Raw genomic sequence first — 20,683 nt, forward strand, 5'->3', positions numbered from 1 at the left:
GGCCGGGGATCACTGACGGGGCGGCAGACCCCAGACCTCAGACGACCGCGCCGGAGTCCTCGGGCGCCCGCTCGACGCGCTCCTTCTTCACCCGGCTCATCGGCCACTTCGGCTGCATGTAGGTCAGCAGCGGCGTGGCGACGTAGACCGAGGAGAAGGTGCCGACCACGAGTCCGACGAGCAGCGCGATCGCGAAGTCCTGGAGCGAGTCGCCGCCCAGGACGGCGAGCGCGGCGAGGATGAACATCGCGCCGAGGCCGGTGTTGACCGTGCGCGGGATGGTCTCCACAGCCGCCTTGTTGGAGATGTCCATGAAGTCGTCGTCCGGCTTGGAGGCCCACCAACGTTCGCGGATGCGGTCGAAGACGACGACGGTGTCGTTGACGGACAGACCGACGATCGTCATCGCGGCGGCCAGGAAGATGCCGTCGATCGGCTTCTGCAGCCACGCGAAGAGACCGACGACGAGGATCACGTCGTGGGCCATCGCGAGGACGGCCGCGAGGCCGAAGGTCCACTTGAAGCGGATCGCGAGGTAGAGCAGCTGGGCGAGGAAGGCGACGCCGAACGCGATGATCGCGTTGTTGCGCAGCTGCTCCCCGAGCGCGGCGCCGATCTGCTGGTCGTCGACCTTGTCGACCTCGCCGCCGACCTTCTCCAGCTCGGCCTCGATCTGCTGCTCCTCCTCGTTGGAGATCGTGCCGGTGCGCACGGTGAAGTCGGCGGTGTCGGCGGTCTGCACCACGGCCTCGGGGAAGCCGGCCTCGGCGACGGCCTCGCGGGCCTGGTCGACCGAGATGTCCTTGCTGACCGAGTAGTCGAGCTGACGACCACCGGTGAACTCGACACCGAGCTGCAGGCCCTGCGTCGCGATGCCGGCGACGGCGACCACGAGCGCGGCGGCCGAGATGCCCAGCCAGGTGCGGCGGTGCTTCATCAGCTGCGGGTCCTTGCGGTCCAGCCACGTGCGGACCCGGCCGAGGTGGCTCAGGCCGCTGATGGCCGGACGACGCGCGATCGGCTTGTTGGCCACGGCCAGGTCGCACAGCACGCGCGCGATGATCAGGGCCGAGACCATCGACGCGATGACACCGATGGTCAGGGTGACACCGAAGCCCTTGATCGGGCCGGAGCCGAGGAAGAACAGCAGGCCGGCGGCGAGCAGGGTGGTGACGTTGGAGTCGATGATCGCGCTCCACGCCTTGTTGAAGCCGACCGCGAGCGCGCGCCGCAGACCCGCGGAGGGGTAGGCGACGTACTCCTCCCTCGCTCTCTCGAACACCAGGACGTTGGCGTCGATCGCCATGCCGATGGCGAGCACGAAGCCGGCGAGGCCGGGCAGCGTCAGCGTCGACCCGAGGCCGACGAGCATGGCGTAGGCGAGCAGGGCGTACGACGCCAGCGCGATGGTCGCGGCGAACCCGACCAGGCGGTAGACGATGATGATGAAGAGCCCGGTCAGGGCGATACCGATGATGCCGGCCTCGATGGAGGCGTCGATCGCCGCGGCACCCAGCGAGGGGCCGACGAGGCGGTCGGAGATGGCCGTCAGCTCGAGCGGCAGGGCACCACCCTGGATGAGGGCGGCGAGGTCCTTGGCGTCCTCGGAGGTGAAGCTGCCGGTGATGTCGGTGGAGCCGCCGCGGATGCCCACCTCGCAGCCGACGCCGGTGTTGACCTCGGGAGAGGAGATGATCTCGCCGTCGAGGACGATCGCGATGCGCCGCTTCGGGTCGCCGGACGGGTTGCACGCGGCCTTGCCGGTGATGTCGGCCCAGGTGTCGCCACCCTTGCCGCTGAAGTCGATGGCGACGACCCACTCCACGCTCTGGTCGCGTTGCACGGCGCTCGCGCCGGTGATCTCGTCACCCTGGATGACCGTGGGACCCACCTCGAGGGTGTCGCCCTGGTCGGACGGCAGGACGAGGTTGTCCTTCTTGCTCGGCTCGGCGTCCGGCTGCGCGGTGTTGAGGACCTCGTGGATCGTCAGCTTGGCGGTGCTGCCGATGCGCTCCTCGGCCTCCTGGGCCTCTTCGTCGCTGGTGACGCCCGGCAGCTCGACGAGGATGCGGTTCTCGCCCTGGCGGATGACGGTCGACTCGGCGACGCCCAGCGCGTCGACGCGCCCGCGCAGGACCTGGAGGGTCTTGTCGACGTTCTCGGCCGTCGCGGGCGTCTGCTCGGTGCCGTCCGCCTCGAAGACGAACTGCGCGCCGCCCTTCAGGTCCAGGCCGAGGTTCGGCTTGACGTTGATGGCGAGCGCCACGCACCCGACCAGGAGGCCGAGCACGAGGAAGAAGCGAATCCAGACACCACGTGACATGCGCGACAGTCTCCACTACCACTCTCGGAACGCCCGAATCAGGGCACGGTGACCTCCAACGGGCGACGCCGCCCGAAGGTTCCTCGCGAGTAGGACCTCGACACACCACGGTGCCGGGTGTTGTGTGGTCAGCACCGCGGCCGCTCCCGTGGCCGCACTCTCGGGAGGACACATGTCAGTACGCAGGAGATGGAGCAGTACGCGGCTGGTGGCCGTCGGCGGCCTGGTGGCCGCCGGCCTCGCGGCGGGCGCCGGGGTGGCCTCGGGCTCGGAGCAGTCGCCCGCACCGGACGAGGGGCGTCGCGAGATCGCGCGCACCGCCTCGGAGGACCCCACCAGGATCGTGATGGTCCGCGCGCCGGAGGTCGCGGACCGCAACGAGGTCATCGACCTCGGCCTCGACGTCACCGAGCACGCCACCGAGAAGGGCATCGAGGTGGTCCTCCACGACGCGCAGGACGCGCAGGTGCTGCGCGACGCCGGCTTCACCTGGAAGGTCGTCGTCGACGACCTCGAGGCCCTCACCGCACGCCACCGCGCGCGCGACGCGGCGTACGCGAACCGCGTGGCGACATCGCCGCTGCCGAGCGGCCGCACGTCGTACCGCCTCTACGACGACTACCTGCGCGACATGAACCGGCTCGCCCGGCTCTACCCGACGCTCACCAGGCCGCTGACGCTGGAGAACCGCACCGTCCTCGGCGAGCGCATCCGTGGCCTGGAGATCAGCACGGACGCGACCAACGTCCGCGACGGCAAGCCGGTGTTCCTGCTGATGGGCGCCCACCACGCGCGCGAGTGGCCCAGCGCCGAGCACACGATGGAGTTCGCCTTCGACCTCCTGCAGTCCTACTACGACCGCGACCGTGACGTCCGCGACCGGGCGCGCGACCTACTGTCGACCTCGCGCGTCATCGTCGTGCCGGTCGTCAACGTCGACGGCTTCAGGATCTCGCGCGACGCCGACCCGCTCGGCGACTTCAGCCAGTTCGACTACGAGATGAAGCGCAAGAACTGCTCGATCTCCGCCGCCACGCCGCCGGCGTACCTCGGCGGCACGTGCGACGACAACCCGGCCGGTCGGCTGCGCGGCACCGACCTCAACCGCAACTACCCCGGCTTCTGGGGCGGCGGCGGCGCCAGCCCGACGTGGTCGAGCGACACCTACCGCGGCGACGGCCCGGGCAGCGAGCCCGAGTCCGACGCCGTACGCCAGCTCATCTCCGAGCGCGCGGTGACGGTGATGATCTCCAACCACACCTACTCCAACCTGGTGCTGCGCCCGCCGGCCATCGCGGCCACGGGCAAGGCCCCCGACGAACCGCAGCTCAAGGCGCTCGGGGACGCGATGGCGGCGCAGAACGCCTACACCAGCCAGGCGTCGTACCAGCTCTACGACACCTCGGGCTCGACCGAGGACTGGAGCTACTGGATCACCGGCGGCTACGGCTACACGATCGAGATCGGCGACGAGGGGTTCCACCCGGCGTACGAGGAGGCCGTCGTCGGTGAGTACCTCGGCGAGGCGCCGGCCGACAGCGCCGGGCTCGGCGGCAACCAGGAGGCGTACTGGCTGGCGGCCGAGGCCGCGGCCGACGACTCCCAGCACGCGCTGATCCGGGGTACGGCACCGGCGGGCCGCGCGATCACCGTGTCGCGTCGCACGGTGTCCCCCACCTCGCCGGTCATCAACGCCGACGGCACGGTGGGCGACCCGATCCTCTACGAGGACACCCTGGTCAACACCTACGACACCCGTCGCGGCGGGCGGTTCACGCTGGACGTCAACCCGTCGACGCGACCGCTGGTGGCCGGTCGCTACGGCCGGCTTCCCGAGGCGCCCCCGCAGGCGCCGCTGACCCTCACCAACCCCGACGGGGTGCCCGCGGTCGGGGGCAGCGAGAGCACGACCTTCGAGGTCCAGGGGCTGCCGCAGGCCGACAACGGCTTTCTGGAGGTGTCGGTGGCCTGGCCGTCGGAGGACCCGGAGGCGTTCGACTGGGACTTCACCCTGCTCGGACCCGACGGGGCACCGGTGGGCTCGGGCGCGACGCTGGACAACCCGGAGGTCATCCGCGTGCCCGACCCGGCACCCGGGACCTACACCCTCGTCGCCGACAACTTCGCCGGCGGCGACGCGGCCCACGACTGGACCGGCACGGTGACCTTCGAGGGTCCCGAGCCGCCCGTCGACACCGGGATCGAGGAGGCGTGGCTGGTCTCCTGCACGAGCCGCGGCGGCGGCAAGGTCTTCGGCACCCGGGAGGTCGTCGTGGACCGCGGTGAGGTCGTCGGCGTGGGCGACCTGTGCCGCAGGTCGAGCTACAAGAGGTGACCGGGTAGCCGCCGCTGCTTCACCATGGGATGTCGCCGGACGTGCACTCCCCTCGGTTCGTTGACCGAGGGAAGTGCCTCGCTTCCCGACATCCCATGGTGAAGCGTCAGGGACGCGGCGGCGAGATCAGCGGGCGTACGCCTCCAGCTCGCCTGCGAGGTCGGCGTTGGCGCGCCCGACCACGAGCGTCCCGTCGCCGGTGTGCTCCAGCGAGCCGATCTCGGCCTCCTGGTGGATCCGGTTGACGAGGTCGCCGCGCTCGTAGGGCAGCAGCACGTCGAACTCGACCTGGGGCCGCGGCAGCTCGGACTCGATGGTCCGCAGCGCGTCCTCGATGCCGTCGCCGGTCTTCGCGCTCACCACGACGCTGTGCGGCTCGCGCGAGCGGAGCCGGCCGATCACGAGCGGGTCGGCCGCGTCGGCCTTGTTGATCACGATGATCTCGGGGACCTTGTTGGCGCCGATCTCGGCCAGGACCTCGCGCACCGCGGCGATCTGACCCTCGGGGTCCGGGTGGGAGCCGTCGACGACGTGCAGCAGCAGGTCGGCGTCGGCGACCTCCTCCAGCGTCGAGCGGAACGCCTCGACGAGGTCGTGCGGGAGGTGGCGTACGAACCCGACGGTGTCCGACATCGTGTAGACGCGGCCGTCGGCGGTGGTCGTACGCCGCGTGGTCGGGTCGAGGGTCGCGAAGAGCGCGTCCTCGACGAGGACTCCCGCGTCGGTCAGCCGGTTGAGCAGCGAGGACTTGCCGGCGTTGGTGTAGCCGGCGATCGCGACGCTGGGGACGTGGTTGCGCCGGCGCGACTGCCGCTTGACCTCGCGGGTCCCGCGCATCTCCTTGAGCTCGCGGCGCAGCTTGGCGATCTTGGTGTTGATCCGACGGCGGTCGGTCTCGATCTTGGTCTCACCGGGGCCGCGGCCACCGATGCCGTCGCCGCCCGCGGCGCGGCCACCGGCCTGGCGGGAGAGGTTGCCGCCCCAGCCGCGCAGGCGCTGCTTCATGTACTGCAGCTGCGCGAGCTCGACCTGCGCCTGGCCCTCCTTGCTCTTCGCGTGCTGGGCGAAGATGTCGAGGATCAGCGCGGTGCGGTCGACGACCTTGACCTTGATGCGGTCCTCGAGGTTGCGCAGCTGGCTGGGCGCGAGCTCGCCGTCGCAGATGACGGTGTCGGCGCCGGTGGCCTGGACGATCTCGCGGATCGCGTCGACCTTGCCGCGCCCGATGTAGGTGGCCGGGTCGGGCTTCTGGCGGCGCTGGAAGACGGCCTCGAGGACCTCGGAGCCGGCGGTCTCGGCGAGGAGGGCGAGCTCGGCCATGGAGTTCTCGGCATCGGTGACCGAGCCGTCGGTCCACACCCCGACGAGCACGACCTTCTCGAGCCGGAGCTGGCGGTACTCGACCTCGGTGATGTCCTCGAGCTCGGTGCGCAGGGCGGCGACGCGGCGCAGGGCGTGCCGCTCGGCCAGCTCCTGGGCGCCGACCGTGAGCTCCTCCGGATCGCCCTCCTCGTCCCAGGACGCGTCGTCGGCGTAGCCGGACTCGCCCCACTCGTCGGAGTCGTCGGCGTCGTCGTCGAGCAGCTCGTCGTCGAGCTGGATGGTGTCGTCGTCCCAGCCGCGGGTGGCGTCGAGGGCGTCGCGCAGCGTGAAGTCGGCCGCGGTGTGGTCAGGTGCGTTCGTCATATACCGACAAGGGTAGGTCGGACCGCGCGCCCGTGCGAACGACTTTGCCGTGGGCGAACACCGAGGGGTCAGGCGCGGTGCCGCCCGACCGGCGCCGCCGGACCGCCCACGAGCGACTGCGCCGGCACGAACTCGTCGCAGGCGCCGCGCACGTCGTGGGGCGTGTGCCCCGGGCCGACCAGGACCACCCGGACACCCGCCGCGTGGAGGCGGTGGACGAGCGGCAGCATCGAGGTGAGGTCGCCGGCGATGACAACCTCGTCGACGGCCGCCTCCCGGGCGATGTCGACGGCGTCGATCGCCATCGCGACCAGCGCCTGGTCGTCGTCGTCCGCGAACTGGTGGAACGAGTGCAGGCCCGCGCGGCGCAGCCGGCCGACCCACGCGCCCAGGTCGGAACGGGTCCAGTCGGCGTACGCCCGGCAGACGTTGACGGTCCCGCGCTCGCCGAGCCGGCCGAGCAGCGCGGCGGCGACGTCCTCGGGGACGCGGCGGGCGTCGATCAGCACCGCCACCCGGGTGGCGTGCTCGGCCTCCTCGGCCGTCGGGCGGTGCGGGAGGGCGGGCGCGCGCGGCGCGGGATCGGTGAGACCGGCGAGCGGCTCGGTCGCGGACTCGACCGCGACCGCGGGCTCGGGCCCCATCGCGAGCGCGGGCGCGGGCTCCACCTCGGGCGCGGGACGGGGCTCCGATGTCGGGGCGAGGCGCAGCACGCCGTCACGCCGGCCACGGTTGCCGGCCTGCATCCAGCGCCGGACGAGTGACGCGAGCTCGCCCTCGCTGCCGGAGCGCTGGGTCGCGTCGTCGTCGACGTCCGCCCCACGCGGCTCCACCAGGTTGGTCATCGTCGTCTCCCACTCGTCCGCCGACGCTGGTCGGCGGTTCCCCGAGGAGACTGTCCCGCGTGTCGCCTGGACTTTCCCGGCTTCGGGCGAATCCCCGCGCTCGGTCTGGACCAGTCGTCCCGCGATGTGGGATCAGCGTCGCTTGACGCGGACCGTGCGGGACCGGTCGGCGCCGCAGAGCGGCTCGGCCGCCGACCCGACGGTCACGTAGTAGCGCCCGGCCCTGCGGGGAGCGCTCGTGCGGAAGGTGCCGTTGCGGCGCGTCGTGGTGACCACGAGCCGCAGGTCGGCCTTCGCGCGCTGCTGCCACAGCGTGACCGGCACCTGCGAGGTGCACTGGTTGCTGGTGGAGGTCACGGCCCCGGTGAGCCGACGCTTCTTCTCCTTCAGCCTCAGCCCCACCGTGCGGGGGTACACGCAGGAGGCCGTGCACCCCGGCGTGGGTGGCTGGGCCGACGGCGGCGGCTGCTGCGGCTGCGGCGGCTGCGGGGAGACCGGCGGGGCCGGCGCGGTGCCGGGGGTGTCGTCGCAGGCGTTGCCCCGGCCGTCGGCGTCCCAGTCGAGCTGGTCGGTGTTGGCATAGGACGGGCAGTTGTCGCCCGCGTTGGCCACGCCGTCGTTGTCGAGGTCCGGGTCGCACGCGTCGCCCCACCCGTCGCCGTCGAGGTCGGCCTGGTCGCGGTTGATCACCGTGGGGCAGTTGTCGAGCTCGTTCGGCAACCCGTCCCGGTCGGGGTCGCAGCCCTCGTAGGTGACGGTGGCGGAGAGGTGCCGGAGGTAGCCGGTCGACTGCCCGTAGCTCTCGATCCACACGCTGATGTCACGCACGGGACCGAAGCGGAAGATCGAGCTGGGGATGGACTGCGGGCTGAACCTGCCGGTCCGGGCGTTGTCGGGCCAGGTGCTCGCACCGGAGAGGTTGTCGAAGGTGATGTCGACCGAGGAGCCGCCCCCAAACAGCCGACTGGACCCCAACGGCTGGCGCTGGCCGGACGATCCCCACTCCATCCGGACCTCGCCCTCGTCGACGTCCATGGCGACCGTGAGCTCGACACGCGACACGCGCACGGGACCGTCCGGCGGGATCCCGGCCCGGATGGTGAACTCACGACCCCCGAAGACGGCCCCGCCGACGGCCCCTCCGAACGTCTGCTGGCACGGCGGGGCCGTAGGCACCGCGGACGCAGGTGCGGAGGGTCCGGTGAGCACCCCCAGCACCCCGGTGACGAGCAGCACCACGAGTGCGGCAGCGTGCGTACGAGTCCCCCGTGATTCCCCCATGCGCCCGGTCCTACCCGGGAGCGCGGTTGGCGAAACCGCTACTTCGGGGGCATCCGGATGCCGCCGTCGACGCGGATCGTCTCGCCGTTCATGTAGGAGTTGGTCAGGCACTCCACGACCATGCTCGCCAGCTCGTCGGCACGGCCGAGGCGTTTGGGGAACAGGACGTTCTGGCCGAGGTTGGCCTTGAACTCGTCGGGGTCGGGGAACGCGTCGTAGATCGGGGTGTCGATGAGGCCGGGTGCGATCGTGTTGAGCCGGATCCCGGCGGCCGACAGGTCGCGGGCGACCGGGAGGGTCATGCCGACGACCCCGCCCTTGGACGCGGAGTAGGACGCCTGGCCGATCTGGCCGTCGAACGCGGCGACCGAGGCGAGGTTGACGATCGCGCCGCGCTGGCCGTCGGCGTCGGGCTCGTTGCGGCTCATCACGGTGGCGGCCTGGCGGGTCATGTCGAAGGTGCCGATGAGGTTGATCTCGACCACCTTGCGGAACGCGTCGAGGTCGTGCGCCTGCTCCAGCAGCCCGTCGCGACCGATGGTGCGCTGCGCCCAGCCGATGCCGGCCGAGTTCACGCACGCGCGCAGCGGGGCGATCTCGGCCGCGGCCTCGACGGCCGCGGCGACCTGCTCGGTCCTCGTGACGTCGACGGAGGCGAACACGCCGCCGACCTCCGCGGCCAGCGCCTCGCCCTTCTCGGCGTTGAGGTCGGCGACGACGACCACGGCGCCCCTCGCGGCGAGGGCTCGGGCGACGGCGGCGCCGATGCCGCTGGCGCCGCCGGTGACGATGGCGGTGGAGGCAGAGATGTCCATGTGCGGGATCGTAGCCACCGCCGTACCGGCGTCACTCATGTGGTGATGTGGCCGCTCCTCGCACGGTATTCCGCATCATGAGCGGTCACACGGCCGCTCATGAGGGGAAATGGACCGAGGAGATGGACCGGGAAGCGGACCCACCCCTCAGAGGTCGGTCAGCCCCTCGGCGACCAGCTCCGCCGGGCCGGTCATCAGCACCCGGTCGTCGTCGGTCCAGGTGACGTGGAGCGTCCCGCCGGGGACGTCGACGCGGTACGCCGTCCCGCGGGCCGCGCCGTCGGCCAGCGCCGCCGCGACGGCCACCGCGCACGCGCCGGTGCCGCAGGAGCGGGTCTCCCCCGAGCCCCGCTCGTGGACGCGCATCGCGACGTGGTGCTCCCCGCGACGGACCACGAACTCGACGTTGACCCCATCGGGGTAGACCGCCTCGTCGTGGGTCGGCGCGTCGAGCAGCAGCCCCGCGTCGGCGAGGTCGTCGACGAACGCGACGGCGTGCGGGTTGCCCATCGACACGTGCAGGGCGGACCAGGTGTGGTTCGGGACCGACACGGAGGTCTCGCCGAGGACTTCGGGCTCCCCCATGTCGGCGGTGTACGCCTCCCCCGCGGCGTCCAGCACCTTGACGCCGGCGCGCGTGCGGATCTCCATCGGGAAGGGCTCGCCCTGCCGCTCGTGGAGGTAGCGGGCGAAGACGCGGACGCCGTTGCCGCACATCTCGCTGACCGACCCGTCGGCGTTGCGGTAGTCCATGAACCACCCGCCGTCACGCCGTACGGCCCGCAGCACCCCGTCGCCACCGATGCCGGCGCGCCGGTCGCACAGCGCGCGTACGCGCTCCGCCGACAGGTCGCCGTGGACCGTGCCGTCGGGGTCGGGCAGGACCACGAAGTCGTTCTCGGTGCCGTGGCCCTTGAGGAAGGGGTAGCTCACCCGGTCATTGTCGCAGGGCGAGCCACCCCGTCCGGGTGGCTACCGCGGGTCGACCACCTTGGCCGACCCCTTGCCGCGCCGGCTCGGCTCGGCGACCGCGGTCATCGTCTTGCGCGGCCCGAACTCGATCGCCGTGGCGGCCCCGATCTCGGCGGCGCTCGTGAAGGCGTCCCCTGCCGGCGCGAGCGTGTGCCCGAGCGCCGTCAGCGCGGCGCCGTACGCGTCGATGAAGGCCGGCTCGGCGGTGACGCTCGCGGTGTTGCGCTGGCTGGCGCGCGGCGCGGCGATCGCCTCCTCGATCGTCATGCCGAGGTCGATCCGGTTCACCAGCATCTGCAGCACGGTGGTGATGATCGTCGAGCCGCCGGGCGACCCGAGCGCGAGGAACGGCTTGCCGTCCTTGAGCACGATCGTCGGCGACATCGAGCTCCGCGGCCGCTTGCCCGGCTGGATGCGGTTGGGGTCGGCGGCGTCGTAGACGGTGGAGAAGTCGGTGAGCTCGTTGTTGAGCAGGAAGCCGTGGCCCGGGACGGTGATACCCGAGCCGCCGGTCTGCTCGATGGTGAGGGTGTACTCGACGACGTTGCCCCACTTGTCCGCGACCGTGAGGTTGGTGGTCGAGATGTTCTCGGTGTCCGCGTCGGTGACGCCCGTGCCGGCGGCAGGCGGGCACGCCCCGTCGTACGCCGTCACGTCACCGGCAGCGACCGGCTTGGTGGCCGCCTTGGCCGGGTTGAGCGAGCACGCGCGCTCGGCGGCGTACGTGTCGTCGAGGAGGCGCTTGACCGGGACGTCGACGAAGGCGGGGTCACCGACGTACTTGCCGCGGTCGGCGAACGCCAGGGCGCTCGCCTCGAGGTAGTGGTGCAGGGCCTGCTCGGTCGTCATCGCCGACAGGTCGTAGCGCTCGAGGATGTTGAGCGCCTCGCCGACGGTCGTGCCTCCCGACGAGGACGGCGCCATGCCGTAGACGTCGTGGCCGCGGTAGCTCGTCCTCGTGGCCTTCTGCGAGCGGACCCGGTAGTCGCGCAGGTCGCGCGGGGTCAGGTAGCCCTTGGGTGCGGGGAGCGTCGTGTTCTTGGTCATGCGCGGCTTGCGCACGACGTCGGACATCAGCCGCGCGAGCGGGCCGCGGTAGAACGCCTTCGTGCCCTTCGCGGCGATCGCGCGGTAGGTGTCGGCGAGCTCGGGGTTCCGGAAGACCGAGCCCACCTGGGGGGCGTCTCCCCTGGGCAGGAAGAGCTTCTTGGTGTCCTTGAACGCGGAGAAGCGTTCGAGGTTGTCGAGCGTCTGCTGGCGGAAGGTGGCGTCGACCTTGAAGCCGCGGTCGGCGACCTTCGTCGCGGGGGCGAGCGCCTCGGCGAGCGACCAGGTGCCCCAGTTGGCCAGCGCCTTGTCCCAGGTCGCGAGGGTGCCGGGCGTGCCGACGCTGACACCGCTGGTCACGAGGTCGGGCGTGAACGGGTAGGGCTTGCCGGTCGCCGGGTCGACGAAGGCGTCCTGCGGCATCTTGCTGGGCGCGGTCTCGCGGCCGTCGAGCGTGCGGACCTTGCCGCTCTTCGCGTTGTAGTAGACGAAGTAGCCGCCTCCGCCGATGCCCGCGCTGTAGGGCTCGGTCACGCCGAGCGTCGCGGCGGCGGCGACGGCCGCGTCCACCGCGTTGCCGCCCGCCTTGAGGACCTTGAGCCCGGCCGCACTGGCCTCGGGGTCGACGGTCGTGACGGCGCCGCCCGTGCCGATGGCGGTGGGCACCTTCTTCGTCGGCCGCAGGTCGGGGCCGTCGGGCGCCTGCGCCTGGGCTCCGGGGACGGACGAGGCGAGCAGGAGCCCCGCGACCAGGCCGGTCGCGGTGACGGTGGCGAGGGACGTACGCAGGTGGTGCAGGGACATGGGTCTTCCTCCCGAGCGATGGTCCGTCCACCCTGCCCGCGCCCGACGGCCTTGTCCACGCCCGCCGGAGGGTGTGTCACCCACGGTCACCGCACGACCGCGTACCTCCCGCACATGAAGTCCCGGTTGCGCGCGACCTCCTCGAGCCTCAGCTCGACGTGGCGCGGCAGCACGGGCGCGCCGCTGCCGACCGTCACCGGGGCGTACTGGATCCACACCTCGTCGAGCAGGCCGGCGTCGTGGAGCTGCCCGACCAGATCCCCGCCGCCGACGACCCACAGGTCCTTGCCGTCGGCGGCCTCGGTCATCTCGGCGTGCACGCGCCGCACGTCGCCCTGGGCGAAGTTCACGCTCGCCGGCGCCTCGGGGAAGGTGCGGTGCGTCAGCACCCAGGTCGGGAGCGGCCCCCACGGGTCGTCGTCGTGGTCGAGGATCCACTGCCACGTCGTGGCGCCCATGACGCAGGCGCCGAGGCGCTCGCGGAACGCCGGGTAGGCCATCGGGCCCTCCTGGTCGATGTCGCGCGAGGTGAGCCAGTCGAGCGAGTGGTCGTCGGTCGCGATGAAGCCGTCGAGGGTGCAGCCGGTGTAGTAGATGGTCGCCATGTCCGCCACCGTGGCACCGGCGACGGTGTCTCCGCTTGACCGGGATTGCGGTCCTTGGGGGGCCTACCGGACGAGCGCGTGGACGGCGGGTTCGGCCGCCTCGGCCGGCAGGTGGCCGAGCATGATGAGCTGGGCCATCCCGTGGACCGTCGACCACAGCGCCGCCGAGAGCGCCATCGGGTCGCGGCCCTCCCACCCGGGCTCCTGCACGAGCCGGCAGGCCGACCGCCGTACGCCCGGCGCTGGCGCGCGTCAGCTGACCCGGTCGACCGCCCCGATCGCCTTCTCCACGCGGTCGGGGTCGTCGTGCGCGACCCACAAGATGCGCGGGTCCTTGCGGAACCAGGAGTCCTGCCGTCGGGCGAACCGCCGGGTCGCGACGGTCGTCTGCTCGATCGCCTCGGCGAGGCTGCGGTCGCCGGCGAGGAAGCCGGTCACCTCGCGGTAGCCGATGGCGCGGTGGGCCGTACGCCCCTCGGCGAGGCCGCGGGCCAGCAGCGCCTCGACCTCCTCGACGAACCCGCCCGCGAACATCTCCTCGACCCGGCGCGCGATGCGCGCGTCGAGCGTCGGCCGGTCGATGTCGACCCCGACCTGGACGGTGTGCGGGACGGCGTACTCCAGTCGCGGGAGGCTCGCGCTGAACGGCCGCCCGGTCAGCGCGACGACCTCGAGGGCACGGACGACGCGGCGCCCGTTGTCGGGCAGGATCTGCGCCGCCGCCTCGGGGTCGACGCCCGCGAGCCGCCGGTGCAGGGCGTGGGTGCCGACGGTCTCGAGCTCGGCCTCGAGCTCGCGGCGCAGCGAGTCGTCCGTGCCGGGGAACTCGAAGCGGTCGACGATGGCGCGGGTGTAGAGCGCCGACCCGCCCACCAGGACCGGCGTTGCGTCGCGGCCGCGGATGTCGTCGATCGACTCGCGCGCCCACCCCTGGAAGAGCGCGACCGTGGCAGGCTCGGTGACCTCGTAGAGGTCGAGCAGGTGGTGCGGGATGCCCCGGCGCTCGCCCTCCGGCAGCTTGGCGGTGCCGATGTCCATGCCGCGGTAGACCTGCATCGCGTCGGTGTTGACCACCTCCCCGCCGAGCCGTTCGGCGAGGTCGAGGCTGAGACCGGTCTTGCCCGACGCGGTCGCTCCGACGAGCGCGACGATGGGGCGAGGCATGTCGCCATTGTCCATGCGTGGCTAGGCTCTGGAACGCCGGAGTCCCCACCCGCCGGGGTGGGCCGGAACCCCTCCGAGGAGGACCAGATGAGTTTCCTGGACAAGGCGAAGGCCAAGCTCACCGACGCGGTCGACCAGCACGGCGACAAGATCGCCCAGGGCATCGACAAGGCCGGTGCGTTCGCCAACGAGAAGACCGGCGGCAAGCACGCCGACAAGATCGACAAGGCCACCGGCAAGGCGCGCGACGCGCTCGACCAGCTCGACGGCAAGGACGACGACATCCCGCCCGGCACCCCGCCGACCGCGCGTCCGTGACGGTCGCCTTCGCCCTCGTCCCGGCCTCCTACGTCTACCTGCTGCGGGAGGGCGGGACGGGGACCGAGGTGCTGCTCCAGCAACGGGGCCCCGTCCCCTACATGCCCGGCCACTGGGCCGCGGCGGCCGCCGGCCACGTCGAGCCCGGCGAGACGGCGTACGACGCCGCGCGCCGCGAGGCGCTCGAGGAGCTCGGCATCACCGACGTCGCCCTCGACTTCGCGTTCACGATGCAGCGCAGCCAGTTCGGCCCGGCGATCGAGGAGCGGGTGGACTGGTTCTTCACCGCGCGCTCCTGGTTGGGCGAGCCCAGGGTCGTCGAGCCGGAGAAGGCGGCGCGCCTGGGCTGGTACGCCCTCGACGCGCTCCCCGAGCCGATGGTGCCGCACGAGGCGTACGCCCTCGCGCACCTCGGGTCCGGCGTCGGCTACCTCACCTTCGGGTGGGGTGCCCCTCCGCACGGAGGTGGTCCCGGCAGGTCGATCGGGGCAGGATCGACGGCTCGACCACAGGGAGGGAACCCATGAGTGACGACGACCTGAGCCCCATGCCGACGCCCTACGCCGAGGAGCCCCAGCTGGTCCCCGGCGGCGTGGACGCCATCGAGGAGGACCCGGCCGACAACGGCCTGCCCCGCGACCTCAGCACCGAGGAGAACCCGGCCGTCGACGACACCGTCCCCGACGAGATCGGACAGCCGGACGACAAGCAGCAGGCCCCCGAGGGCGAGGCCCGGGACCAGGAGCCCGGGACCGAGGACGACCCGTCCGCCGGCCAGGAGGCCGAGGACGGGTCGGTGGAGCCGCCGGCCTGACGACGGTGTCGTGCTCCCCGGCCGAGCGGGGATGCGCGACAACAGTGCGGTCGTCGTGACGCACGAGGTACGTCACCACGACCGCGCTCCTCCACAGACCGGGTCCGCCCCCTCGCGGTCCAGCAGGTGCCCGGCCACGATCGTCACATGACCTCGACCGGGTACGCCGACCTGCTCGCCCTGCAGCGTGGCGTCGTCTCCCGTCGCCAGCTCACCGAGCGCGGAGTCGCCCCGCACGAGATCGAGCGGCTGCTGCGCAGACGCCTCCTGGTGCGCGTGCACGACGGCGTCTTCCTCGACCACACCGGCAGCCCGACCTGGCTCCAGCGTGCGTGGATCGGCGTGCTTGCGGCGTGGCCGGCCGCGCTCGCGGCCGACAGCGCCCTGCGGGCCGCCGACGGTCCGGGGCGGGCGGGGCGCGACGACGGCGTCATCCACGTCGCGGTCGATCGGCACCGGCGGATCCGGCTCCCGTCCGGATTCCGGCTGCACCGCAGGTCCGGCCTCGACCGGCTCGTGGCCTGGAACGCCAGCCCTCCCCGGCTGCGGGTCGAGGAGGCACTGGTCGACGTCGCGTCGGACGCGCACGACGACTTCACGGCGATCGCTGTGCTGGCGGACGCGTTCCAGGCCCGGCGCACGACCCCCGCGCGCGTCCGCGACTCGCTCGACCTGCGTCAGCGGGTCCACCGGCGCGACTTCCTCTCCAGCGCCCTGACGGACCTGGAGCAGGGGACCTGCTCGGTGCTCGAGCACGGCTACCTGACTCGGGTCGAGCAACCGCACGGCCTCCCAACCGCGCGCCGACAGCTCCGCGACTCGTCGCGGGGTCCGGTGTACCGGGACGTCGCCTACGTCGAGTTCGACCAGCTCGTCGAGATCGACGGCCGGCTGTGGCACGACTCCGCCGTGAGCGTCGACGCCGACCTCGACCGGGACCTCGCCGCGGCGGTCGACCGGATGAACACGGTCCGTGTCGGCTGGGGCCAGGTCTTCGACCGGCCATGCACGACGGCGGCCCGCATCGGCGTGCTGCTGCAGGCGCGCGGGTGGAACGGTCGCACCACGCCGTGCGCGGCCTGTCTCCCCCGGACCGCATGACCCGGGCGCGGACTGCGGTCGTGGTGACGTGCCTGGCGCGTCAGGACGACCGCACTCCCGGCGGGATCCCCGCGCGAGCGGGGACTCCGACGAGGTCAGCCGCAGCCGGGCGCAGGCGGCAGCGCGGCGGGCACCCCGACCGACGGCATGCCGAGCCCGACGGAGGCGGCGGCGGGCGGGACGGACGTACGCCGCTCCCAGGCGTCGCCGGCACGGGTGCGCCGCACGGACCGGATGGCACCGTCGGCGACGAGGTGGTGCGGGGCGGCGTAGGTGATCTCGACCGTGACCATGTCGCCGGGACGCACCGAGTCGGCCTCGACCGCGGAGAAGTCGGCAGCGAAGTGCACGAGGCGGTTGTCGCGCGCGCGACCGGAGAGCCGCTTGGTGGCGGTGTCCTTGCGTCCCTCGCCCTCGGCGACCATGAGCTCGACGGTGCGCCCGACGAGCGCCGTGTTCTCCGACCAGGAGATCTCCTCGACGACCTCCACGAGCCGCTGGTAGCGGTCCTTGACGACCTCGGGAGGGACCTGGTCCTCGAGGGTGGCCGCCGGGGTGCCGGGACGCTTGGAGTACTGGAAGGTGAAGGCGGCGGAGAAGCGGGCTGCCCGCACGACGTCGAGGGTGGCCTGGAAGTCCTCCTCGGTCTCGCCGGGGAAGCCCACGATGATGTCGGTGGTGATCGCGGCGTCGGGGATCGCGGCGCGGACGCGCTCGATGATCCCGAGGTACTTCGACTGGCGGTAGGACCGGCGCATGTCGCGCAGCACCTTGTCCGAGCCCGACTGCAGGGGCATGTGCAGGGACGGCATCACGTTGGGCGTACCGGCCATCGCCTCGATGACGTCGTCGGTGAACTCCGCCGGGTGCGGCGAGGTGAAGCGCACCCGCTCGAGGCCCTCGATCTCGCCGCAGGCCCGCAGCAGCTTGGAGAACGCCTGGCGGTCACCGAACTCGACGCCGTAGGCGTTGACGTTCTGGCCGAGCAGGGTGACCTCGGTGACGCCCTCGGCGACCAGCGCCTCGACCTCGGCGAGGATCTCGCCGGGACGGCGGTCCTTCTCCTTGCCGCGCAGCGACGGCACGATGCAGAACGTGCAGGTGTTGTTGCACCCGACCGAGATCGACACCCACGCGGCGTACGCCGACTCCCGCTTGGTCGGCAGCGTCGAGGGGAAGACCGAGAGCGACTCCAGGATCTCGACCTGGGCCTCCTCCTGGACGCGGGCCCGCTCGAGCAGCACCGGCAGCGAGCCGATGTTGTGCGTCCCGAAGACCACGTCGACCCACGGCGCGCGCTTGGTGATCGTGTCGCGGTCCTTCTGGGCCAGGCAGCCGCCGACGGCGATCTGCATGCCGGGCTTCCCCGCCTTCACGGGCGCGAGGTGGCCGAGGTTGCCGTAGAGCTTGTTGTCGGCGTTCTCCCGCACGGCGCAGGTGTTGAACACGACGACGTCGGCCTGCTCGTCGGCCGCGGCGCGGACGTAGCCGGCGTCCTCCAGCAGACCACTCAGGCGCTCGGAGTCGTGGACGTTCATCTGGCACCCGTGGGTCTTGACCTCGTAGGTGCGCGTGGGGGCGTGGATCGCGGTGCTCATGACCCGCCCAGCGTACGGCGACGCCCGGCGACGACAGGAATCACACAGGAACAGCGACCCGGGGGCGCCGACGCGTGTCCACCCCACTCGGGTGCGATGAGTAGTCCTGCATGACCATGCACGGCCTGACCCGCATGGCACGTCTAGCCCACGTGTCCAGTCCACCTGGGGGGTTACGGGCCAATCTCGTTGATTTTTTGTCCACGTTTTCCGAAGGTTCGGTGACAGCGATCAACAAATCGGTAACACGGCGTCCACGGACGGACCCGTACCGATCCGGACCGTGGGGGCCCGCATGGATGCAAAGACCGCCGACAACCGCACGTTCACGCTCGCCACCGTGCGACTCGCGGCCGTGCTCGCGATTGTTACCGCGCTGTTCCTCAGTGCCCTTCCGGAGAGCCACGCCGATGACGTGGCATCCAGCGAGAAGAAGCGCTCACGTGGTAGCGCCGTCACGGCCACCCTGACCTCGCTGCCCCCGATCGTCGCGCCGGGCACCTCGCCCGCGGCGCCCAGCTCCACGGGCAGCCTCCTCGCCACGTTCTCCCCTGCCGACCCCGGCCAGCGCGTCGTGCTGGAGAAGAAGGTCTCCGGCGGCTGGAAGGTCGTGGCCACGGCCCGCGAGGACGCCTGGGGATCCGCAGCCTTCTCCCCGGGCCGCGGCGCCTACCGCGCCAGCACCACCAGCCGGGGCATCACCTGGTCGACCCGCACCGTGCGCACCACCCGCTGGACCCCCGAGTTCGAGGACACCTTCTCCGGGACCTCCCTCGACGGCTCGGTGTGGAACGACCAGAAGCGCGAGCACGAGAGCGTGTACGCCCCCCGCACCTGCGCGCGTACGGACCCGTCGGCCCGCCGCGTCGAGGGCGGCGTCCTGCACCTCGGCGTCGCGGCCGACCCGGCCCGCGCCGGCATGCCGTGCAGCTGGTCGACCGACCGGAAGTCGGGCACCAGCCCCTACCTCCTCAACACCCAGGTCGCCACGGAGTACACCCGCTCGTTCCGCCACGGCATCGTCGCCGCCCGCATCAAGCCGCAGCGCGCGAAGGGCATGCACTCGGGGTTCTGGATGCTCCCCCAGGGCACGACGTACGTCGACGGCGTCCCCGAGGGCGGCACCGAGATCGACGTCATGGAGTTCTTCGGCGAGACCGGGCGCGGCGACGAGACCATCGGGTCGCACATCCACTACTACGAGCCCGGCTGGAGCAAGGTCAGCCTCGGCGACATGTTCCCCCAGGCGCGCCGCTCGCTCGGCGGCAACCGCTCGTGGTGGCAGGAGTTCCACGTCTTCTCGGTCGAGTGGACCGCCCGCGAGTACATCTTCCGCATCGACGGCCGCGAGTACTACCGCGAGGCCAAGGCGGTCTCGCAGGTCCCGCAGTACCTCGTCCTGTCCAACCTCACCTCCGACTACGAGCTCGACGAGCTGACCGCGGACGAGCTCGGCGACACCGCCCAGGTCGACTGGGTCCGCGTCTTCGACGCCACGTCGCACCAGACCTCGCGCACCTCCCACGGCCGCTCGGTGTCCTGAGGTGACGACGGCCGTCAGCCGGGCGCTCCTCCCCACGCCTAGGCTCGCGACCATGCCCCGGATGCACGCCTTCGAGCTCCTCCCCGACGAGGCCGGCTGCGAGCTCGTGCGCCGGGACTGGCGGGCCCTGCGCGACGCCGGGCTGCCCTCGCAGCTCGACCACCGCGGCACCACCAACAGCCCCCACGTCACGCTCGCCGCCGCACCGGCGATCGGCGAGGAGCTCGCCCGGGCCGCGGCCGGCCTGCTCGCGGGGCACCTGCCCGCCGCGGTGCGTACGTCCGGGCTCGCGCTGTTCGGCGACCGGCGCGTCACGCTCGTACGCCTGCTGACCGTGCCCGACGCGATGACCCGCGCGGTGCTCGACCTGCGCGCCGCGGTACCGGACGTCGCGCACCTCGGGTGGCTCCCCCACGTCACGCTGGCGCGACGCGTCGAGCCCGCCGACGTCGCCCGCGCCCTGGCCGTCGTCACGCGGCCGGACGAGCCGCTCTCGCTCACCACGCTGCGCCACTGGGACCCGGACGCCGGAATCGTCACCATCCTGTGATGCCCCGGACGGGGCGGGCGACGTGGCCCGAAAGGGCTGCGTGCGGTTAGGTTTCGCCTATGACTGCACAGGAAGCGGCACCTGTCAGCGCCGGGCGGGGTGAGCCCCTCGTCGTGCTGAGCGGCGTGCAGAAGCACTTCGGACAGCTCCACGCGCTCAAGGACATCGAGCTGACCGTCAAGCGCGGCGAGGTCGTCGTGGTGATCGGACCGTCGGGCTCCGGCAAGTCGACCCTGTGCCGCACCATCAACCGCCTCGAGACCATCGACGAGGGCACGATCACCCTCGACGGCAAGGACCTCCCGCAGGAGGGCAAGGCGCTGGCCGCGCTCCGTGCCGAGGTCGGCATGGTGTTCCAGAGCTTCAACCTCTTCGCCCACAAGACGATCCTCGAGAACGTCACGCTCGGGCCGGTCAAGGTCCGAGGCGTCGGCAAGGCCGACGCGGAGAAGCGCGCTCGCGAGCTCCTCGACCGGGTCGGCGTCGGCCACCAGGCCGCGAAGTACCCCGCCCAGCTCTCCGGTGGCCAGCAGCAGCGCGTCGCGATCGCGCGCGCGCTGGCGATGGAGCCCAAGGTCATGCTCTTCGACGAGCCGACCTCCGCGCTCGACCCGGAGATGATCAAGGAGGTCCTCGACGTCATGGTCGACCTCGCCCAGCAGGGCATGACCATGATCGTCGTGACCCACGAGATGGGCTTCGCCCGTACGGCCGCCGACCGCGTCGTGTTCATGGCCGACGGCGCCATCGTCGAGGAGAACACCCCCGAGGAGTTCTTCACGCACCCGAGCTCGGACCGCGCGAAGGACTTCCTCGGCAAGATCCTCAAGCACTGACCCAGCACTGGCCCAGCGCTGAGGACCCCACTCTCGGGAACCGCAC

19 protein-coding genes are annotated in these 20,683 nt (G+C 72.0%); 8 read left to right on the forward strand and 11 right to left on the reverse strand.

The genetic code is table 11. From position 1 onward, the window contains the following. Positions 1-37: 37 nt before the first annotated feature. The gene (gene secD, locus F4692_RS03920) at positions 38-2,323 is read right to left on the reverse strand and encodes a protein translocase subunit SecD (protein WP_179618298.1); all 2,286 of its coding nucleotides are present in this window, start codon (positions 2,321-2,323) and stop codon (positions 38-40) included. Positions 2,324-2,531: 208 nt separating this feature from the next. Between secD and F4692_RS03925 the strand changes: the two genes are divergently transcribed. Next, complete coding sequence (locus tag F4692_RS03925; protein ID WP_179618299.1) at positions 2,532-4,658, forward strand: M14 family zinc carboxypeptidase; 2,127 nt, start codon at positions 2,532-2,534, stop codon at positions 4,656-4,658. 126 nt (positions 4,659-4,784) lie between these two features. Here F4692_RS03925 and hflX read toward each other — a convergent pair whose 3' ends face one another. The 9 genes from hflX to miaA form a co-directional block, all read right to left on the reverse strand. Beyond that, positions 4,785-6,344, reverse strand: a complete 1,560-nt coding sequence (hflX, locus tag F4692_RS03930; protein ID WP_218858143.1) for a GTPase HflX — start codon at positions 6,342-6,344, stop codon at positions 4,785-4,787. 68 nt (positions 6,345-6,412) lie between these two features. Continuing rightward, the gene (locus F4692_RS03935; protein ID WP_179618300.1) at positions 6,413-7,189 is read right to left on the reverse strand and encodes an NYN domain-containing protein; all 777 of its coding nucleotides are present in this window, start codon (positions 7,187-7,189) and stop codon (positions 6,413-6,415) included. Positions 7,190-7,321: 132 nt separating this feature from the next. Beyond that, complete coding sequence (locus F4692_RS21940; protein WP_179618301.1) at positions 7,322-8,470, reverse strand: thrombospondin type 3 repeat-containing protein; 1,149 nt, start codon at positions 8,468-8,470, stop codon at positions 7,322-7,324. Positions 8,471-8,508: 38 nt separating this feature from the next. Further along, the gene (locus tag F4692_RS03945) at positions 8,509-9,285 is read right to left on the reverse strand and encodes an SDR family oxidoreductase (protein ID WP_179618302.1); all 777 of its coding nucleotides are present in this window, start codon (positions 9,283-9,285) and stop codon (positions 8,509-8,511) included. Between the two features lie 147 nt (positions 9,286-9,432). Next, positions 9,433-10,218 (reverse strand): diaminopimelate epimerase, encoded by a 786-nt coding sequence (gene dapF / locus F4692_RS03950; RefSeq protein ID WP_179618303.1) that lies wholly within the window; start codon positions 10,216-10,218, stop codon positions 9,433-9,435. 39 nt (positions 10,219-10,257) lie between these two features. Continuing rightward, positions 10,258-12,108 (reverse strand): gamma-glutamyltransferase, encoded by a 1,851-nt coding sequence (ggt, locus tag F4692_RS03955; RefSeq protein WP_179618304.1) that lies wholly within the window; start codon positions 12,106-12,108, stop codon positions 10,258-10,260. Positions 12,109-12,194: 86 nt separating this feature from the next. Continuing rightward, positions 12,195-12,713 carry a dihydrofolate reductase family protein gene (locus F4692_RS03960; protein ID WP_179618305.1) on the reverse strand — a complete coding sequence of 173 codons (519 nt, stop codon included), beginning with the start codon at positions 12,711-12,713 and terminating at the stop codon, positions 12,195-12,197. A 63-nt stretch (positions 12,714-12,776) separates the two neighbouring features. Further along, entirely contained in the window at positions 12,777-12,923 is a 147-nt protein-coding gene (locus F4692_RS03965; RefSeq protein ID WP_179618306.1) for a hypothetical protein, read from the reverse strand. Positions 12,924-12,965: 42 nt separating this feature from the next. Continuing rightward, positions 12,966-13,877, reverse strand: coding sequence for a tRNA (adenosine(37)-N6)-dimethylallyltransferase MiaA (gene miaA / locus F4692_RS03970; protein ID WP_179618307.1), 912 nt, complete (start codon positions 13,875-13,877; stop codon positions 12,966-12,968). Positions 13,878-13,964: 87 nt separating this feature from the next. Between miaA and F4692_RS03975 the strand changes: the two genes are divergently transcribed. The 4 genes from F4692_RS03975 (at position 13,965) to F4692_RS03990 (ending at position 16,110) form a co-directional block, all read left to right on the forward strand. After that, the gene (locus F4692_RS03975) at positions 13,965-14,195 is read left to right on the forward strand and encodes an antitoxin (protein WP_179618308.1); all 231 of its coding nucleotides are present in this window, start codon (positions 13,965-13,967) and stop codon (positions 14,193-14,195) included. After that, on the forward strand, positions 14,192-14,722 hold the full coding sequence (locus F4692_RS03980; RefSeq protein ID WP_179618309.1) for an NUDIX domain-containing protein: 531 nt from the start codon (positions 14,192-14,194) through the stop codon (positions 14,720-14,722). Before F4692_RS03975 ends, F4692_RS03980 begins: the two co-directional genes overlap by 4 nt. Further along, positions 14,719-15,009 carry a hypothetical protein gene (locus F4692_RS03985; RefSeq protein ID WP_179618310.1) on the forward strand — a complete coding sequence of 97 codons (291 nt, stop codon included), beginning with the start codon at positions 14,719-14,721 and terminating at the stop codon, positions 15,007-15,009. Before F4692_RS03980 ends, F4692_RS03985 begins: the two co-directional genes overlap by 4 nt. Before the next feature lie 147 nt (positions 15,010-15,156). Next, entirely contained in the window at positions 15,157-16,110 is a 954-nt protein-coding gene (locus F4692_RS03990; RefSeq protein WP_179618311.1) for a type IV toxin-antitoxin system AbiEi family antitoxin domain-containing protein, read from the forward strand. Positions 16,111-16,205: 95 nt separating this feature from the next. Here F4692_RS03990 and miaB read toward each other — a convergent pair whose 3' ends face one another. Beyond that, positions 16,206-17,708, reverse strand: a complete 1,503-nt coding sequence (miaB, locus tag F4692_RS03995) for a tRNA (N6-isopentenyl adenosine(37)-C2)-methylthiotransferase MiaB (protein ID WP_179618312.1) — start codon at positions 17,706-17,708, stop codon at positions 16,206-16,208. Between the two features lie 295 nt (positions 17,709-18,003). On the opposite strand from miaB, the gene F4692_RS04000 reads away from it, so the two are divergent. From F4692_RS04000 to F4692_RS04010, 3 genes are read left to right on the forward strand one after another with little or no spacing between them, the layout of a single operon-like run. Further along, positions 18,004-19,251: a glycoside hydrolase family 16 protein gene (locus F4692_RS04000; protein WP_179618313.1), complete on the forward strand. Its 1,248-nt coding sequence runs from the start codon at positions 18,004-18,006 to the stop codon at positions 19,249-19,251. A gap of 52 nt (positions 19,252-19,303) precedes the next feature. Next, the gene (locus F4692_RS04005) at positions 19,304-19,801 is read left to right on the forward strand and encodes a 2'-5' RNA ligase family protein (protein WP_179618314.1); all 498 of its coding nucleotides are present in this window, start codon (positions 19,304-19,306) and stop codon (positions 19,799-19,801) included. Positions 19,802-19,860: 59 nt separating this feature from the next. Further along, entirely contained in the window at positions 19,861-20,637 is a 777-nt protein-coding gene (locus F4692_RS04010) for an amino acid ABC transporter ATP-binding protein (protein WP_179618315.1), read from the forward strand. Positions 20,638-20,683 lie beyond the last annotated feature (46 nt).

The organism is Nocardioides cavernae, assembly GCF_013410035.1.
Taxonomy (GTDB): Bacteria; Actinomycetota; Actinomycetes; order Propionibacteriales; family Nocardioidaceae; genus Nocardioides; species Nocardioides cavernae_A.

What these genes read in the sequence shown, in the direction of transcription:
- F4692_RS03960 (WP_179618305.1), bottom strand. Translation starts at nt 12,713, where the DNA reads ATGGCGACCATCTACTACACCGGCTGCACCCTCGACGGCTTCATCGCG.
- F4692_RS21940 (WP_179618301.1), bottom strand. Translation starts at nt 8,470, where the DNA reads ATGGGGGAATCACGGGGGACTCGTACGCACGCTGCCGCACTCGTGGTG.
- miaA (WP_179618307.1), bottom strand. Translation starts at nt 13,877, where the DNA reads ATGCCTCGCCCCATCGTCGCGCTCGTCGGAGCGACCGCGTCGGGCAAG.
- F4692_RS03935 (WP_179618300.1), bottom strand. Translation starts at nt 7,189, where the DNA reads ATGACCAACCTGGTGGAGCCGCGTGGGGCGGACGTCGACGACGACGCG.
- F4692_RS03990 (WP_179618311.1), top strand. Translation starts at nt 15,157, where the DNA reads ATGACCTCGACCGGGTACGCCGACCTGCTCGCCCTGCAGCGTGGCGTC.
- secD (WP_179618298.1), bottom strand. Translation starts at nt 2,323, where the DNA reads ATGTCACGTGGTGTCTGGATTCGCTTCTTCCTCGTGCTCGGCCTCCTG.
- F4692_RS03945 (WP_179618302.1), bottom strand. Translation starts at nt 9,285, where the DNA reads ATGGACATCTCTGCCTCCACCGCCATCGTCACCGGCGGCGCCAGCGGC.
- F4692_RS04010 (WP_179618315.1), top strand. Translation starts at nt 19,861, where the DNA reads ATGACTGCACAGGAAGCGGCACCTGTCAGCGCCGGGCGGGGTGAGCCC.
- F4692_RS03985 (WP_179618310.1), top strand. Translation starts at nt 14,719, where the DNA reads ATGAGTGACGACGACCTGAGCCCCATGCCGACGCCCTACGCCGAGGAG.
- ggt (WP_179618304.1), bottom strand. Translation starts at nt 12,108, where the DNA reads ATGTCCCTGCACCACCTGCGTACGTCCCTCGCCACCGTCACCGCGACC.
- F4692_RS04000 (WP_179618313.1), top strand. Translation starts at nt 18,004, where the DNA reads ATGGATGCAAAGACCGCCGACAACCGCACGTTCACGCTCGCCACCGTG.
- F4692_RS03975 (WP_179618308.1), top strand. Translation starts at nt 13,965, where the DNA reads ATGAGTTTCCTGGACAAGGCGAAGGCCAAGCTCACCGACGCGGTCGAC.
- hflX (WP_218858143.1), bottom strand. Translation starts at nt 6,344, where the DNA reads ATGACGAACGCACCTGACCACACCGCGGCCGACTTCACGCTGCGCGAC.
- miaB (WP_179618312.1), bottom strand. Translation starts at nt 17,708, where the DNA reads ATGAGCACCGCGATCCACGCCCCCACGCGCACCTACGAGGTCAAGACC.
- F4692_RS04005 (WP_179618314.1), top strand. Translation starts at nt 19,304, where the DNA reads ATGCCCCGGATGCACGCCTTCGAGCTCCTCCCCGACGAGGCCGGCTGC.